General features: G+C 49.2%; 17 protein-coding genes. 5 read left to right on the top strand and 12 right to left on the bottom strand.

Features of this window, described 5'->3' with window-relative positions:
- Nucleotides 1–3: 3 nt before the first annotated feature.
- The 10 genes from PGL02S_RS05520 to PGL02S_RS28695 form a co-directional block, all read right to left on the bottom strand.
- Nucleotides 4–1,497: an extracellular solute-binding protein gene (locus PGL02S_RS05520; RefSeq protein WP_006211469.1), complete on the bottom strand. Its 1,494-nt coding sequence runs from the start codon at nt 1,495–1,497 to the stop codon at nt 4–6.
- A 64-nt stretch (nt 1,498–1,561) separates the two neighbouring features.
- Nucleotides 1,562–2,434, bottom strand: coding sequence for a carbohydrate ABC transporter permease (locus PGL02S_RS05515; RefSeq protein WP_006211470.1), 873 nt, complete (start codon nt 2,432–2,434; stop codon nt 1,562–1,564).
- A 14-nt stretch (nt 2,435–2,448) separates the two neighbouring features.
- Nucleotides 2,449–3,342, bottom strand: coding sequence for an ABC transporter permease (locus tag PGL02S_RS05510; protein ID WP_006211471.1), 894 nt, complete (start codon nt 3,340–3,342; stop codon nt 2,449–2,451).
- A gap of 3 nt (nt 3,343–3,345) precedes the next feature.
- Nucleotides 3,346–3,672, bottom strand: coding sequence for a DUF4387 domain-containing protein (locus PGL02S_RS05505; protein WP_006211472.1), 327 nt, complete (start codon nt 3,670–3,672; stop codon nt 3,346–3,348).
- Nucleotides 3,673–3,685: 13 nt separating this feature from the next.
- On the bottom strand, nt 3,686–5,035 hold the full coding sequence (locus PGL02S_RS05500; RefSeq protein ID WP_036641907.1) for an acyclic terpene utilization AtuA family protein: 1,350 nt from the start codon (nt 5,033–5,035) through the stop codon (nt 3,686–3,688).
- A 91-nt stretch (nt 5,036–5,126) separates the two neighbouring features.
- The gene (locus tag PGL02S_RS05495) at nt 5,127–5,825 is read right to left on the bottom strand and encodes a FadR/GntR family transcriptional regulator (RefSeq protein ID WP_006211474.1); all 699 of its coding nucleotides are present in this window, start codon (nt 5,823–5,825) and stop codon (nt 5,127–5,129) included.
- Between the two features lie 352 nt (nt 5,826–6,177).
- Complete coding sequence (locus tag PGL02S_RS05490) at nt 6,178–6,468, bottom strand: hypothetical protein (protein ID WP_063455941.1); 291 nt, start codon at nt 6,466–6,468, stop codon at nt 6,178–6,180.
- 40 nt (nt 6,469–6,508) lie between these two features.
- Nucleotides 6,509–7,300, bottom strand: coding sequence for a lipid II flippase Amj family protein (locus PGL02S_RS05485; RefSeq protein ID WP_036641903.1), 792 nt, complete (start codon nt 7,298–7,300; stop codon nt 6,509–6,511).
- Nucleotides 7,301–7,548: 248 nt separating this feature from the next.
- The gene (locus PGL02S_RS05480) at nt 7,549–8,616 is read right to left on the bottom strand and encodes a Gfo/Idh/MocA family protein (RefSeq protein ID WP_036641902.1); all 1,068 of its coding nucleotides are present in this window, start codon (nt 8,614–8,616) and stop codon (nt 7,549–7,551) included.
- A gap of 416 nt (nt 8,617–9,032) precedes the next feature.
- Nucleotides 9,033–9,161 (bottom strand): hypothetical protein, encoded by a 129-nt coding sequence (locus tag PGL02S_RS28695; protein WP_255308611.1) that lies wholly within the window; start codon nt 9,159–9,161, stop codon nt 9,033–9,035.
- A gap of 88 nt (nt 9,162–9,249) precedes the next feature.
- On the opposite strand from PGL02S_RS28695, the gene PGL02S_RS05475 reads away from it, so the two are divergent.
- Nucleotides 9,250–9,651 carry a hypothetical protein gene (locus PGL02S_RS05475; RefSeq protein ID WP_036641900.1) on the top strand — a complete coding sequence of 134 codons (402 nt, stop codon included), beginning with the start codon at nt 9,250–9,252 and terminating at the stop codon, nt 9,649–9,651.
- Nucleotides 9,652–9,747: 96 nt separating this feature from the next.
- On the opposite strand, the gene PGL02S_RS05470 is transcribed toward PGL02S_RS05475, so the two are convergent.
- Nucleotides 9,748–10,122 carry a sensory rhodopsin transducer gene (locus PGL02S_RS05470; protein WP_036641899.1) on the bottom strand — a complete coding sequence of 125 codons (375 nt, stop codon included), beginning with the start codon at nt 10,120–10,122 and terminating at the stop codon, nt 9,748–9,750.
- Between the two features lie 95 nt (nt 10,123–10,217).
- A complete protein-coding gene (locus tag PGL02S_RS05465) occupies nt 10,218–11,315 on the bottom strand; it encodes a rhamnogalacturonan acetylesterase (RefSeq protein WP_036641897.1) in 1,098 nt (365 codons plus the stop codon).
- 221 nt (nt 11,316–11,536) lie between these two features.
- Between PGL02S_RS05465 and PGL02S_RS05460 the strand changes: the two genes are divergently transcribed.
- The 4 genes from PGL02S_RS05460 to PGL02S_RS05445 all read left to right on the top strand — a co-directional run bounded on the left by PGL02S_RS05460 (nt 11,537) and on the right by PGL02S_RS05445 (nt 17,334).
- A complete protein-coding gene (locus PGL02S_RS05460; protein WP_036641896.1) occupies nt 11,537–13,270 on the top strand; it encodes a cache domain-containing sensor histidine kinase in 1,734 nt (577 codons plus the stop codon).
- Between the two features lie 15 nt (nt 13,271–13,285).
- The gene (locus PGL02S_RS05455; protein ID WP_036641895.1) at nt 13,286–14,824 is read left to right on the top strand and encodes a response regulator transcription factor; all 1,539 of its coding nucleotides are present in this window, start codon (nt 13,286–13,288) and stop codon (nt 14,822–14,824) included.
- A 146-nt stretch (nt 14,825–14,970) separates the two neighbouring features.
- Entirely contained in the window at nt 14,971–16,311 is a 1,341-nt protein-coding gene (locus PGL02S_RS05450) for an ABC transporter substrate-binding protein (RefSeq protein ID WP_036641893.1), read from the top strand.
- A gap of 123 nt (nt 16,312–16,434) precedes the next feature.
- Nucleotides 16,435–17,334: a carbohydrate ABC transporter permease gene (locus PGL02S_RS05445; protein WP_006211485.1), complete on the top strand. Its 900-nt coding sequence runs from the start codon at nt 16,435–16,437 to the stop codon at nt 17,332–17,334.
- Nucleotides 17,335–17,337: the final 3 nt, after the last annotated feature.

Below are 17,337 nucleotides of genomic sequence, written 5' to 3'. Positions count from 1 at the left end.
TCCTTACTTGATGTTTTCGTTAGCGTATTTCGTAATCTCTGCTCCGCCAGCAGCGTTCCAGGCCTCAACAAATTGATCGAATTGGGACAAGTCCTTCTTGCCTGTAATAAAGTCGGTTGAATATTCCTTGTACAGATTGTTCATGGCATCCCAGTTCGCAATGAACTGCTCAGGAATAATGAAGTTGTTGTCTTCCGTGTAGTAATCCGAAGCCATTTTCAGCGATTCGGTGCCCGGCTCGCCCAAGAGCGGCGTTTTCAAAGGAGTTTCCGATTGGATCTCGGTTGGCTCCCAGAAACGTGCATACCATTCACTGTAATATTTCTCGTTCAGCTCAATCTCACCGTCTACCACCTTGTAGTGCTCATCTTCGAATCCGAGCCGGTCCAGCATTTGGCCCTTGGGACTTGCCAGGTAATCAAAGACTTTGAATGCAACATCTTTATGCGGGGACTGCGAAGAGATCGCAAGTCCTCTTGCTTCCTTCGTGACGTCGGTGGCGCCGAATCCTTGCGCTTCGCCTTTTGCAGGCGGCAGCACGATCAGGCTGGCGTCATCTCCACCCAGTTCCTGCATTCTTCCATCATACAAATCGATGATTTTGCCGGCTGTCCCCGTAATCACCGCGGCTTCCCCTTTATAAAAGGCATCTTCCTTCGTATCCCACTGCTTCGTAATGAATTGCGGATCAAGCAGTCCTTCCTTATAAAGCTTGTTATAGAAAGTCAGTTTTTCTTTCTCGTTTTGAGAGACTTTGGAGTATTCATAAGTTCCATCGTCCTTTTTAAGCCAAGTGGTATCCAGACCGAATGCCGTGTTGAAAATGAAGTTGATCTCGGCGATATCGCCTGCTGCCGTCAGCGCGTAACTCGGCTTGCCTTCACCCGGCTTCTTCTCCACCAGTTCCTTGAAGAAGGCGTAATAATTGTCCACTGTCGGATTCTCCATCAAGGCCTTGGAGCTCTCCATGGCATTAAACCAATCGGCACGAACAACCGGTGCCTTAGGTGCAAGAGGTTTAATCCACAGCAGATACGGATAACTTGCCATCCGTGTTTGGTTGTGCGGTTCCATGATCTCTTTAATGTAGGTAGATTTCTCAATATACGGCGTCAGATCCTCCAGCAGACCTTGATCGGCAATCTGCTGGTCTCCGCCCTGGAAGTAGATGATATCCGGAATGGTTCCGCCCAAGAGCAGGAGGTTCAGGTTTTCCGCATAACTGCCCTGCGCGAGGTCTACAAGCTCAAACTTCACGTTCAAGCCTTCATCTTCAGCGAGGGATTTCTCCAAGGTTTCGAAAAATTTAACGGAAACGGGGTTAGCCGTTCCTTCATCCTTGTACACAATCTTCAGCGTAACCGGATCGCCGCTTCCATCAGGCTGGGTGGTCCCAGGCTCTGTTTGACCCGCTCCCGGCGAGTTCGAGTTTGAGGTACATGCAGACATGACCATGGCCAGCATGGCAACGATTAATAACAGGCTTAATTTTTTCATGTTCATCTTTCTCCCCTTTTTTGAATTTGAACATCAATGCCTTCAATAAGCTGCCCTTCCCCGCTTAATCCTTGACCCCTCCCTCCAGTTCGCCTTTTGCGTAGTATTTCAAAATGAACGGATATAGGAACAACAGCGGTACAATCGCAATCATGATCGTACCCGCCTGCAGGGAAGCAAAATCAAAATTGATCGAGCTGTCAAACATGTTCTGGTTGCCGATCAGCGACGTATTGTCCTTGCGTACAACAAACTGTCTGAGCACGACCTGCAGCGGCCATTTACTCGGGTCTGAAATGTAGAGTGTGGCTCTGAAATATTCATTCCAGTGATACACGCCGTAGAACAAGCCCAATGTCGCCAGCCCCGGCTTGGACAGCGGCAGGATAATCCGGCTGTACAACCGGAAGTGACCTGCACCGTCAATGCGGGAGGCCTCCAGAATTTCCTCCGGAATGTCCTGAATGAACCGCATGAGTATAAAGAGATAGTAAACGTTGATCGCTTTGTACAGGATCAGTGAAGTTAGCGTATTCATCAGTCCAAGATCCTTCACCAGCAGGTATTCCGGAATCATGCCCGGCTCGAATACCATAATGACGATAAGGAAGAACAACACGAATTTTTTGCCGATGAATTCGGTTCTAGCCAGCACATAAGCTGCCATGGAGGTCAGCAGCAGATTGAGAAACGTACCTGCAACGGTGATCCAGACCGAGTTCAGAATACTGCCCGTGATCAAAGGATTGGACAATAGCAGTTGGTAGTTTATTGTAGAGAATCCCTTGGGGATGATATCCAGTCCACCCATCAGATGGGCTTTGCCAGGGTCTGTTAAAGACAGCGCCAGCAGATGCAGGAGAGGAACCAGTACCATGAGCGTGAACGCAAACAACATCAGATAAATGACAATTTTAGAAATCTCCAGCCGTCTCATCGTAAATCCCTCCTTTACCAGACGCCCTTACCCGAGAAGCGCTTCGATATGAAATGCGTACCCAGGATAAGGACGATACCGATGACGCCTTTGAACAGACTGGCTGCGGTTGCATAAGCAAACTGTCCGTTCCCAATACCGATTCGGTATACATAAGTGTCCAGAATGTCCACGACACTAATGACGGAATCGTTCATAAAGTTAAATACTTGATCGAAACCAGCATTCATGAAGAAGCCCAGATTCAGAATGAAGACGGTTACAACTGTGCTGTATAAATGAGGAAGCGTGATGAACCTCATCTGCTGCAGCCGTGTTGCTCCGTCGATCTTGGCTGCTTCATACAATCCTGGGCTGATCTTCATAATAGCTGCCAGATAGATGATGGAATCCCAGCCGGCGCTTCGCCAGATTTCGGAGAATACCAGCACCCAGCGGATATGCTCCTTACTTGTCATGTAATCGATGGATGGCAGTTGAAAGAAGTTCGCAATCAGATTGACTCCGCCGTCTGCAGGATTCAGGAGGCTGATCCAGATCCCGGCAATCACGACCCAGGACAGAAAATGGGGCAGATAGACAACGGATTGTACATATTTGCGGTATTTGGAGCTTCGTACTTCATTAATAAGAAGTGATAGCATGATCGGAATCGGAAAGACAAAAATGATCTTCATCAAACTGATGATAATGGTATTCTGCAGTACGCTTGTGAAGGCAGGCGAACTGAAGAGTGTCTTGAAATGCTTCCATCCTACCCATACATGATCTCCCAGAATCCGATAGTCCTGAAAGGCGAGTTTCATGCCGTATAACGGAATGATGTGGAAGATAAAAAAGTAGAGAAGAGGTAACGACAGCATCGCGTACAGCACCCAATCCTGCCTTAAGCGTCTTAACACCTTCATGGCTTATCCCTCCTCCAGATAATCGATGGATAGCTTCATGAGAGGTGCATGCTGCTGGGCTCCATACACATCGCGGTCGCCAACGCTGCCAGACGATATATCCCGCGACATCGTAATTTTGAAGCCCAGCGCCTGATCGAAAAATACCAGGTGATGAATCTGCTCCTCCCGAATCTGATACAACTCACATATCGTCCGTTTTGTAATGCGGCCGGACTGTTTTACTTGGTCATATTGCTCCTTGGAATCAAACAACACGTCTAATGTAATTTCGAAGGGGCCAGAGTTTTTACTTCGCAGCACCTTCGCCAAATCGCCGAGTTGAGTCACAGTTTGATCCTCCTTATCGATGCTCTATCCGAAAAGCATTATTTTTCATTTCCATCAGGTGGTACACGGAGAATTCATAGACAGGACCGAACTCGATATCGCTTGGCGCGAATGGAAATGCCAGGTTCCCCGCCGTTGATTTGCGGCCATCGTATCCGTAATGGAGGAACGTAGAGCGAACCGTTGCACAGATGCTGTTCGCCAGCTCCTGCGTCTTGGCCACCACTTCAAACATGACGCCAATCTCGTGTCCGGTGAACGACTCGGGCTCCTTGCTTCCGAGAACGCCGTTCTTGCCGTAATTATAGAATTGAATCTGGTAATCCGATTCCGGAATTTCCCGGTAATATTCCCTGGCCTGATTGCGGACATAGTCCTCAACCTCTTCGAGCTTTCCGATGAGAATCGGGTCTCGGATCCCCGCAACAACGAACGTCCGGTAAGCTACTCGTCTTGCTCCTTCCAGCTTAATAAAGTATTTCTCAGCCGGAAGGAAGCGGCTGCCCGTTACGCGAACGACGCCCTTCTCCACTTCCTCGAATCGGCAATGCTCCAGGTCGAGCGTAAATCCGGGCCCGTGCAGAATGTAGGGATGCTCCTTCTCATAAAAGGTATGTGCTGCAACACTCGTCGGGCTGCAGTTCCGGTCAGGATTAAGTGATTGAACGGTGAACGAATCGTCGCTTATCGTGCCGAGAATGCTATCCTTCGTTGTTCCCGGTTCCGCGCATAAAGCGCCGCATTCCAATATTTTGCCCAGGTGATAGGAAAGCCCCGGGTCCTTGCCATGATAAATCCCAATCGCGGCAAACGGAGAAGGATCATAAGCACGGCCGCAAACGATGATATCCACACCTTGTTTAAGCGCTTCCACAATAGGTTCGTGTCCCATCTGTGCAACGATGCTGTTCGTCGAATCAATTAACTCGCTCGTCAGAGGCGGAATATTCGGACTCAGTGCCTTAATGCGTCCTTCCTCCTTCGCCTGATGGATCTCCTGCTGAGTAAAATCTGCCCATATGACAGAGACCTTGGCCTGCAGGCCCCGTTCATCCAAGATTTCATCAATGATATCGAGCGTCCAGTTCACATGGGTCTGAGCTCCCGAGCCGCCTGCCGAGCCGATGATGATGGGAATCTTCCGGGACAATCCATTCGTGATCATAATGTCCAGGTCTTTCTTCACCGCACGCTTGCTGACGATCGATACACCGGCGCCCAGCTTATGCGGTCCCCCATCCGTAGATCCCGCATCAACAACGATGCCGTGCAGCTCAAACTCCATCCCGTTCATGAAGGATTGTTCAGGAAATCCGTACCCCAGCATGCCGCAGGGTGATAGAATTCGAATGTCTGTATTCATCTGCAGTCCCTCTTTACCAAAATATTCACTCATGCCCATTGGATAATTGGATTATCCAATTTGTGTTAAAAAGGGGCGAGTTTCTCCCCTCTTATACATGAATGTAGTTTTTCTGTATGTTTTCTTTGACTCTGCTCAAATGGTTCAGCAAAGCCAGCTTCGCTTTCACCGGATCACGTTCCTTAATAGCTTGCATAATAAGTAAATGTTCCTCATAAACCTCGCTCTTGCGCCCTGGAATTTGGGCCGTCTTGCTCAGAGTCCGCTGGAGCAAATCCATATGCAGTTCAATCATATTGACGAGAACCACGTTATGCGTTGCTTTGGCAATCGACAAGTGAAAGGCCTGGTCAGGCTTCGAGCGATCCTCCGCCTCCTGATCGATCTGTCCCCACTTCTCGAAGGCAGCCTCGATCTCGGCAATATCCTCATCGGTTGCACGCTTAGCCGCCAGCTCCACAATCCCTGTCTCAAACAATTCCCGCGCCTCTAATAACTCAATAATGGTAGCGCGTTCGATATTGTCCAGAATGCGGCTGCGATCCTCGGCTACATCCAGTGCCTTGCTCAGAAAGCGCCCGCCACCAGGTCTTGCTTCAATGAGTCCTTCGCGCTCCAGAATACGAAATGCTTCCCGCAAAGTTCCGCGGCTGATGCCAAAAGATTGGGCCAGCTCCCGCTCCGTCGGAAGAACATCGCCCGGAGTCAGATTTCCTTCCAGAATCAGATTCTTGATCTGCTCAATAACATCCTCGTACACCCGATGATATTTAATCTTCTTAATGGTCATATGACTACCCTTTCTATCACTTCTTGCGCAAACGATAATTGGGTCATCCAATTAACCGCATGTTTAGCATAAACGCAACTGAAAAGGCTGTCAAGAATCAAAATAGCGCTTTCAAACACTTTATTCAGGTAGTTTTTCCCTTTTATCGCAATATTCCGGGTAATTGGGTCATCCAATTAACTCTTTTAAATTCACATTTTTTAATGACGGTTTGGATATTACTCTTCATTCCATGAGCAAGCTATGGGTAAAAGCTAGATTCCATTTCCCTACCCAAACAGCCCTGATCATGAACGTTTGTCCATGAACAGGGCTGATCTGAATCTGTAGGCTTTTGTTTATGAGGTCGGCATCATGAACGCCATTTTGCCCATATATATCTTATGCTTCCATACAACCCGCACAATAGGATAAATTCTCCGACGGCTGTAACTGCGAGCCATTCGCTGTTCCGCTCGATCATGCCAAAAGCCACCTCCGTCTGGAGGTATTCAGCCTGCTCGTACCCTCGGATTTCATCCAGATTCGGTACATATCTTTGGGTTTGAATCATCCCCTGCAGTACCATGAACAATAAATAACCGCCATATATCGCTGCTGCAAACAGTACGGATTCCAGCATAATTCGTTTACGGGTGATCATGTTTTATCGTGTCTCCTTCTTACTCTCGGGCAATTTATTCTTAGATCCACATTACAATCACGCTTAACACATAAGCGGCGGGAATAATGAGAAGCTGGGCCAGCATCGTTCCGAAAAATCTTGAAACCATCAGCATCGTATACACTTTGCCCAGCTGATCTCTGGCTTCTTCATTCCGCGTAGCCTTGTCTGTGATCAAGCCAAGCTGCGGATCTATGAATATTGTCAAAATAATAGTGGCAATCCCGTTGATCAAACCGGAGGCTTGAGACGCCGTTGTGCTGTACTGCGGAACAAGATGGGCAGCATACAAAGATGACAGGACGCCCACGGTATAAATAGCCGTCACCACGACATTCATGAATATAAATCGCTTAGGTATCCCTAAGTACCGGAACTGGCTCCACTTCAGATTCGGCTTCCGGACGTAATGCCTTGTATTCTTGAGCTGTCCGATGGTTACGCTGGAGACCAGTTTCGGAATCGATCCGGCAACCTCCAGCTTACTGATAACTCTGCTGAACAAGTTCACGAAGGTCGGAAACAGCGCAATGGCCATGATCGTTCCGATTGAAGCGGCTAACAGAATCGCCCTGAAATAAGAGAGCACGTCAAATGTGGGATGGTCTCGTGCATAATCAACAAACTTGGCTGTAAGCGGGGCCTGGATCAGGTTGGACGTTCTGGACACCAGCACGATAATCCCTGTCAGCGACAGCGCCACAGCAATCTTGTTCAGCTTCACGCCCGCATACCTGACGGAGTAAGACAAGGTCTCAGCCGTATGAATAACCATCGTAAGCAGAAATACAACGATCAAACTCTGAATCATCGAGGATTCCTCCTCCCCCTAATAAGCGAATGATCCCACCGGTTCATCATAGCGTTACTCTTCACTCCATTCGATCAAAAAACACCGAAATCAACTATTAATATATGTATCCCTGTCATCATCGGAATAGTACGTGCCCTCCCAGTTCTCTTCCGTCCATTGACTTCACATTCCCACTTGAAGACGTCGTTGGCTCATATCCACGCCTCCCTGCTGTTTACCGTTTAATCCATGCCGAATCTCTTATCTTAGGTATAATCAACGTTTATTCGGGTGTTCGTCTCTGACGAGAGACGTATCGCATCTAGAACGGCTTGTGCCTTGTGGCCATCCAGGAAAGTCGGAATATCCGGGAAGGTTTGATTTCCAGCCAGGGTGCTATAGATGCCATCGACCATCTGATAAAAACCATTATAGTAATGCACCGCCGGAGCTTCCAGGCTAGCCGGGGCATGAACCGGCTCAAGATCGATTCTCTCAAATGAACCGCCGAAGCTGCATTCAAGAGTATCATCATTACGCATCATCAGCGTCCCCTTGGTCCCGTGGATCTCCAGCTTCCAGCCCGCTCCGCGGATTCCGGGAAAAAACACATTCGCAACAAGTGAGGCCCCGCTTCTGAAGCGCCCAATGAAGGTAAACGCATCGTCCGTTTCCCTGACTTCAAGCCCGTCGTCTCCGCTATATGTCGGTATCTGTGTTCTCAAATCGCCGTACACGTCCGTAATCTCCTCGTCCATCCACCATAGAAGGGAATCGACCATATGGGACCCGATTGCAAACAAGAATCCCCCTCCCTCCTCACGCCGCGCTTCCCAGCCACGATAGGAATTCGCAAGCACGGCATGTCCAGAGAAGCTCCCTGTATATTGAATATGCTGGATATCTCCAAGCTCTTTGTCTTGCATCATACGCTTGATGCGTTGTCGGATTGGTGTCCATCTCCATTGAAAATTAACGAAGGCTTTACGCTTGACCCGTTCTGACTCCGTCAGCATGTGCAATGTTTGCTCCGCATTCATGCCGAGAGGTTTCTCTGTCAGGACATGATGACCGGATTGCAGCGCAAGCATCGTCATTTCATAATGCTGGCTGGGAGAGGATGCAATGGATACGAGATCCAGCTGTTCTTTCTCCAGCATGTCGCGCCAATTTCTGTAATGCTGAATTCCCTTCCACGTATGCTCTTCAGCCTTCTGCTGCCGATAGACACTCGCAATCGATTTGACCTCGAATCCCGGATGCAACGAGAAGATGGGGGCATGAACATGTCCGCCAAACCCCGTCCCGATAATTCCTACTGACAATGGCTTCATGATTATCACCTCGTGTTCTCTCGTATTCTCGTATGAAGTAGGGTCGTGCTACGCCAGCTCTTCAACTGATGGGGAAAGCTGTCCTATGATCTTTATTGGATAACTAAATTGCTAGATAACTAGATTGCTAAAGATTACTGGATTACTAGATTCTGACCTGCATCAAATATGCTCCCGTCCCACCCAGGAAATCATGGCCGGAAAAAACGTTCTTCTCTTCCAAGTATGGCGGTAAGCGGTTATATGGGACTCATCATCAATCATCCAAAATCACCTTACCGTGGTTGTTATATGTATTAATTTATTCTCATTTCGCAACATCAGGGCAGCATACAAATAAACGTCAAGCTAACTGCCTGATGTTTATTTTAACATTTTTCCCCTCGTTCGTATCTAGAGGCTAGTGACCGGAATACTCACCCTTCAATTGTCATCTGATGCAAGTCGTTTGCCATGCTCTCCCCCATTATCGTCCTGTATTCGCTAAAATCCCGGGCATAGATAATGCCGTCACCGCTTGTCCCTGCATAACGCCGTTGGTTCATTCGGTAATGAAGCATTCAATTAGAAAAGTGGATGCACCCACAACTTTTTCCAGACTTGTTGCGTTCATTATAGAAAGGAGCGATGCCCATGAGAAAATATCTTATCACCTTCATGTTGTTACCCTTATTCCTGCTGGCCATCGGATGTACCCCTAAATATGAGGAGCCTGTCGACGGGTACACAACCTCTTCCATTCATGGCGATTTCCCCATCCCGGAAAGTTCGGCACTATTGGAGACCATATCCTCATCCGAAAATCCCAACATTGACAACGGCGTTAAATATGAAGTAAAGGGCATCGGCGGGGAGCAGGGCTTGTCCACGCCAGAGCGATACATCCAAGAGATACAGGATTCAGGATGGACGGAACTGAAGGATAACCGGCTGGGTCATGTCTACTTTTTCAAAAAAGAGGATACGGTGATTTCACTGGAAATACGCCAGGATTCCATTACGCTCTACGAAATGACGAAAGACGCCATTATTTAAACTGAATTCATATCAACGTAAAGAGAAGGACCGTGTGTACTCGGTCCTTCTTTCGTTTTATCGCTGTAAATCCTTCGCAGTATATCCTTTTTCACATTAAATTGTTGATACCGGATACGCCATGACACTCATCAAGGCATTCTCTGCCTGAGTCGAATCCAGACGGCTGTACTGAACAAACACAGGCGCACTGCTGGTTACTTCCATCGCATAGGGAACACCCGAAGGTATGCCTTCTCCATCCTCCGCTGCAAGCGAACTGGTCCGTATGTGCTTGGTTCTTTGGGCTGGAACGATTGTTTCCATTCCGAGCAGGGGGTCACGATCCTCGAAGTAAGCGTGAACCGTAATCACCACATCCTGATCGCTTAAGTTCAAGACACAGACCGACTCATGACTGGTAAGCTCTCCACTGCTCACAGGAGGAATGTAAGCGTCCGGGATGATCCATTGTTTCTCGCCTTTTGACATGCCGTACTCTCTCCTCGTGTATAAGGTATTAGAACCAATTCGCTGTTCACAACCGAAGTTCCTTGTATGACGAATCATCCCCCGCAAAATAAAGGCTATCGCAAATAGAGAGACAACGGCTGAAGACCAAGCCCTTTCAAAGCGCCAATCACCAGCTCCGCCACATTGACTGCACCGCGCTGCTGAAAATGGGTATTATCCATCACCCCTTGCGGGAACAACAGAAATTCACCGGGTGCTCCCCACATAAACACCGATTTTGTCCCATCCGGCCCGAGTCGGTTAAAATAATCCAAACTCAGCGCAGCAAGATCCACCAAGGGGACCTGCTCCTCCACCGCCAATTCCCGAACAGCTGTAATATAATCTCCGTGCGTGTCCTTCAGCCTGCCATTGCAATCAAAATAACGCCGATGGACAGGTGTTAGCAGGATCGGAGTGGCCTGCTTCTCCCGGCAAACGTCAATGTATATTTTCAGAAACTCCTTGTATGTGGTAAAGGGTTCCGTATATCTCTCCTCGTCCCGCTTCTGATCGTTATGACCAAACTGAATCAGCATATAATCATGCGGCTTCAGCTTTTCCCGAATCGGATCCAGAAGCCCCTCAGCTATAAAGCTCTTGGAACTTCGGCCCGAACGCGCGTAATTGCTAACAGCAGCATCGGCCTTGATATGGGAAGGCAGCATTTGCCCCCAACCGGTGTAGGGAAATCCGCCCGCTGGCTGATTGGTCACCGTCGAATCTCCCGCCAGAAACAAATGGCAGGCATGCGGGGAAGCTGCTACCTCCATGGCATTAATCCGGGGAGCGCGGCCGGAAAAGGACAGCATGATTGCGCCTTGGACAGCCGGCACCGTAACGCTGTATCGTTCAAAGTGACCTCCCTGTGTCCGCAAACCATCCAGCAGCATCTGCCCTTCCGTTCCCCGGATGGAGGTTTCGGTATCAAACCAGGCATCACCGATCAGCAGGTGCAAGGTGTACAGACCATCCGGCACATCGATTTGAAATGCCGCATTCAGCGGGATTACAAAATCTCCCGATAACGTCTGCTCCCCCAATCGGTTCACAGCGGATAACGGAGACAGGGAATGGAAGCCGTAGCCAAGCTCTGGACTATATAAGGTCTCTGCCGTTATTTTGATATGATCATGACACGGTGTTTCTGTTCCAAAATCAAACTTGTACATAGTACCTTTACACCTCCCCAAGGCTGCTGTTACCCTCTGAACCATTATGTACCGCACGCCTCCCGAAATAAATCCAAATAACCGTCCATCTTGTTTAAATAACCGACTGTATCTTGAAACCTTGCACTGGTTTACTGCCCAATAACAATATTGACAGCGTTTACAACCCGGTACATAATGTGTACACAACATTTCAAGGTCAAGCACAAGGAGACGTTGCCGTGCAAAAATGGAGTGCCATCTATAAAAATATGAAAATCAAAAACAAACTCTCACTTCTTATCAGCCTGATCGTTGCGATGGCATTTACCTTCGCCGTCATCGTCCAGCAGTATGCGTTCTCCATCTACGACGAGCAGCTGTACCTCAAATCATCCCAGGTTCTGCACCTGTCCTCATCTACCATTGAGTCAGAGCTCGAGCGGATCGAACAGCTCTCCTTCAACATCATAACCGATACCCAGATCCAAAACCTGTTGCGCTCCATCTCGGGGAGCGACTCCGATTATGACCGGCTCATACTGAGGCAGCATCTTGTGGACCGCCTTCTGAATTATGTCGGCTCCGAGCCCATGCTTTATTCCATCCACTTGATTGACTCCTACGATAAACAGCATGATGTCGGCAGCATCGTTCCAATTGATCCGACTAAGAAAGAACATATCCTTCAGCTTGCCGGGGATGCCGATGGCGAGGAACGCTGGATCTACCCTGACGAACAGGACTCGGCCCTGTTACTTTCCCGGGAAATACGTTCCTATACCGGTACGCTGTTCGACCTGCATTACTTGGGTACCATCATTATCCGAATCAATATGGATAAAATCGTTCGCAAGTCCGCTGGCGGGGAAGGGGATCTGATCATGACTGCGGGTACGGATCTAATCTATCCGCAAACACCGCACTTTGATCCGGCAGCTATTCAATCCTCCCTGTCATCGGGAAACGGATACCTCACGCGTGAAATGGACGGCCATACCTATTTCATCGCACATAACCGCTCCGCCAATACGGGCTGGACTTATATGAACGTCACGCCATTCAACCAAGCCTTCAAGCAAATCATATTCATTAAAGAGCTCGTCATTATCGTGTTCACGATGATATTCGCTGTTGCGATCCTGCTCGGTATACGGTTCAGCCGAGGGCTGACACGTCCCATCGAAAGTCTTATTACCCGGATGAAACTCGCGGAAAAAGGAAACTTTGCAGAAGCCAATGTTCTGCCCCAGGATGCGACGCCTGTAGCCATGAATGAGCTGGGCCTGCTGCACCGGACATTCCGACTCATGATCGAGAGAATCAATGCCCTCATTACCGAGAACTATTCGAACCGGCTGTTAATTAAAGAAACCGAGTTCAAAGCACTGCAAGCCCAGATCAATCCCCACTTTCTGTATAACACCCTGGAATCCGTGAACTGGCTGGCGAAGATGAACAAGCAGTCTCAAATCTCCGATATGGTGCAGGCCCTGGCTTTCCTTCTCCGCAACTCGGTCAGCCTGAAAGAACCGATTCTGACGCTGGGCGAGGAGCTGGAGATTGTCCGGAATTACATCCTCATTCAGAGGTTCCGGTTTGAAGACCGCCTCCAATTTACAATGGATGTACAGGAGCAGGACTGGCAGCGCCCCATTCCCAAGCTGACCCTTCAGCCCCTGCTTGAGAATGCCATCCATTATGCACTGGAGCCTTCAATTGAGCCTTGCCGAATCATCTTGTTCTGCAAGGAGACCCCCTCCGCTTTCTGCGTTGTGGTGGAGGATGATGGCCCGGGCATGGGGCCGGATACGCTTATGCAACTGCGAAGCGGCAATTTGACAACCAGTGGTAACGGAATCGGACTGTTAAACATCGATGAACGAATCAAGCTTGCTTTTGGCGAACATTATGGCTTAACCATTGACAGCGGGCCGGGGCTTGGAACCCGGGTGATTCTGTCGTTACCTAAATAACGGAGGGATTGTTCGATGTATAAGGTTCTGCTTGTGGACGATGAACGAATTATTCTGGACGGCATATCCCAGATGGTAGACTGGCCAGCATATCAGACCATACTTGCAGGCACTGCCCAGAACGGGATCCAGGCATATGAAAAAATCATGAGAGAGGCACCGGATATCGTTGTTTGCGATATTCGCATGCCCGGACTGGATGGGCTGGAGCTCGTAGCCAAAACCTACGCCTCCCATCCCCATATCAAATTCGTGCTGCTGTCTGGCTTCGGCGAATTTGAGTATGCCAACCGTGCCATGCAGTACGGCGTGAAGCATTACCTGCTGAAGCCTACCGACGAGATCAAAATCGGCGAAGCCCTGAAGGAGGTCATTGGCGAACTGACGGCATTGCAGCATAAGGAGTCATTCATTCAAGAGATGAAGGGCCGCCTCCGCAAGGTGCTGCCTCACGTCAAAGAGCAGGTTCTCAAGGAGTTTGTCACCAACAAAACCTATGGACGTCATGACCTGGAGGAATACCGCAGCTTGTTTCAATACAGCTTCGATCAACCCGTGCGCCTGCTGTTGTTCCAGCTGGAGGGCAACGTGGAATTTGAGCATCAATTCGCCGTAAAGAATATTGCCGAAGACCTCCTAGACTCCACCCTGCTGAGCACTACCATTGGGCAGCAGGTTCTGGTGCTTATCGAGAATCGAGACGATGAACAGCTCCATCAACAGCTTCAGGATATCCGCTGTACCTTTAAACAGTATTACAAGATGGATGTAACGATCGCCATTAGCGATCCCGGGCCTGTTACTCTGGCGCGGAAGCTCTACCGGGATACATTGCAGTGCCTCAACTACCGCTTCTACTTGGATGAAAGCGGGATGATCACCACAGAGGATACCCTTCATAGTGGCAGCCTGGAGGGAGGTTTTGTTCTCGATGAGGAACGACTGTGCATGCCTGTCCGATCCGGTCACCGCAAAGAAGCGGAGCTTGCCCTGGCAGAATTCGTTCAAGAGCTGAAGCGGGCGCAGCTCAGCATTGAACTGACCAAATCCTACGTGATCCAGCAATATGTGTCCCTCATCCGTCTAACCGACCCTGAACAGATGCAGCAGCGATATGCGCGGATTCCGGAAATCGCCGAGATGAGCACCTTGCATGCCATTCAAGCATTTCTCGAAGACACGGTAAGGGAAATTACGCAGCGGAACTTCGAGCAGAACAAAGTCAAATACAATGCCATCGTTCGCAAGGTCGTTGAGATCATCGAACAGCAGCTTGGGAACTCGGAGCTTACGCTCAATCTGGTAGCCAATGACATGCTGTATATGAACGCAGACTATCTCGGCAAACTCTTCAAGAAGGAGACAGGCGAGAAATTCTCCAACTACGTTATGAAATTACGGATGAAGCGTGCAATCGAAATGATGCAGAGCGACCCGGATATCAAAATATTCGAGATGGCGGAGCTGCTTGGTTTCGGTGACAATCCTCAATATTTCAGTCAGGTATTCAAGAAGCAGATCGGCTGTACACCCTCCGAATTTATGAAAAAATAGAGGTTAACTTGTACGTACATCTCTGCTTTTTAAACAAACTGCACGGTTTTTTTCCTTACTCTTTCCCCTCTAACACAAGATAATTGGGAATGTAAGCACTAACATTTAGGGTCGATATGGTTTATTAACAAAGGGGAGGAAATGGAATGAAAAAAGTATTAACCGCAGTTCTGATGTTTTCCCTGATTGGAAGTTTGATCGGCTGTTCGGGCGGCGGTGCTGCAGAGACGCCGGCAAGCAATGAAACCGGAACCGAGACACCGCCAGCTGCTGCGAGCGATAGCAAGGATCCGGTCAAACTCCGCATTGCATGGTGGGGCGGACAATCCCGGCATGATTACACCCTGAAGGTCATTGAGATGTATGAAGCTCAGAATCCACACGTCACAATTGAGCCTGAGTACGCCCCGTTCGATGATTACTGGAAGAAGCTCGCTCCCCAAGCGGTGGCCGGCGGACTCCCGGACATTATTCAGATGGACATCTCCTATCTGAATCAATACGCAGGCCGGAATCAGCTGGCTGATCTGAAGCCGTTCACCGAGAGCGGCGAGCTGGATGTGGCCGACGTCAGCGAGAATGCGCTGAGCGGAGGCGAGGTCAACGGCAAGCTGGTTGCCTTGAATCTCGGCGTGAATGCACTCCAAACAACGTTCGACGTCGAGACAATGAAGAAGAATGGCATTGACATTCCATCCAAGGAATGGACTTGGGACGACATGGACAAAATGGGGGCCCAAGCCAAGGAAAAAGGACTGCAAATCGGGGGCTTTGCTTACCGGCATGACGTCTTCTTCCCCTATTATCTAAGAACCATCGGCCAGAAAATGTACAGTGCCGACGGCAAGACGATCGGATACGGCGATGACCAGGCGTTCATCGATTATTTCACCCGCTACCAGAAATGGTACGACAACGGATATATCCTGTCTCTGGATAAGGAAGCCCAGAAGAAAGGCGTAGCCGAAGAAGATGAAATCGTTCTTGGCAACTCCATATCGGGTACCGGCTGGTCCAACCAGTTCCTCGCCGTGGCCAATCTGGTGACTGATCGTCCGTTGGAGCTGAATCCCATGCCGGGTCCCGGAACGAAAGACGGTCTCTTCCTGAAACCTTCCATGTATTTCTCGGTCACCGAAACCTCGAAGCATAAAGAAGAAGCCGCCAAATTCATCAGTTTCTTCATCAATGATATCGAAGCCAACAAGCTGATCAAGGGCGAACGCGGGGTGCCGGTATCCGCCAAGGTGAAGGAAGCGCTCAAACCGCTGCTGTCAGAGAACGAAGCCAAGATCTTTGACTATGTCACTTGGGCGGAAGCCAACAGCACGCAAGGAGATCCTCCGAATCCAATCGGAGCAGTTGAGATTGAGAAGCTCCTGCGCGATCTCAGCGAACGCATCCTGTTCAAGAAAATCTCGATCGAAGATGCCGCGGCTGAGTTCCGCAAGGAAGCCAACGCCATTTTGGCCAGATCTCAGCAGTAACCAGAACATGGTTAGACAAGGCATCTCCCGCACGTCTTACCTGTGTGCGCAAGAGATGCCTTTTTTACATCAATGACCCCAACACGGGGCGTTATCAAATCTGAATTGTAGGGGTTGAAGATCATGAAGAGACTCCGTGAGAACGAGCATATTACGGGTTATGTATTCTCTGCTCCGTTCGTTCTTGGCTTTCTCATCTTTACGTTATATCCCATCCTGTCATCCCTGTATTATTCGTTTACGAATTACAACCTGATGGAAGCGCCCAGGTGGCTCGGTCTGGCCAATTATGAACGATTGTTTCTGGAGGATGACAAAATCGGCAAGTCGTTTCAGGTCACCTTCACCTATGTATTTGCAAGTGTCCCCCTTCGCCTCATCTTCGCCCTCTTCGTTGCCATGATTCTGAATACCGCTACCAAGGCGGTAGGACTATACCGTTCTGCCTTCTACCTGCCATCGCTCATCGGCGGCAGTGTGGCTGTAGCCATCATGTGGCAGCAAATCTTCGGTGACAAGGGGCTCGTGAACTCTGCCCTGTCCTTGTTCGGGATTCATTCCACCACGTCTTGGATTGGGAATCCCAGTACGGCACTCTGGACACTGATCGCTTTATCGATCTGGCAGTTCGGTTCTTCGATGATTATATTTCTGGCCGGGCTCAAAAACATTCCGAGGGATTACTATGAAGCTGCCAGCGTGGACGGCGCCAACGCGGTCCATCGCTTTTTCAAGATTACGCTGCCCATGTTAAGCCCCATCATTTTATTTAACCTGACACTTCAGACCATATCGGCGTTCCTCACATTCACCCCCGCCTATATCATATCGCGCGGAGAAGGCGGACCTCTGGATCAGACGCTGCTCTATTCACTTTACTTATACCGCAAGGCGTTCTCGCATTTTGAAATGGGTTACGCATCAGCGCTTGCCTGGATCATGCTTCTTATCGTCGGTGTCCTGACCTTGCTCATCTTCAGATCATCTACCCGCTGGGTTCACTACGAGTCGAAAGGAGATTGACGG

This window comes from Paenibacillus glucanolyticus NBRC 15330 (assembly GCF_004000885.1).
Classification (GTDB): Bacteria; Bacillota; Bacilli; order Paenibacillales; family Paenibacillaceae; genus Paenibacillus_AQ; species Paenibacillus_AQ glucanolyticus.
This window is presented reverse-complemented; position numbering and strand designations above follow the sequence as displayed.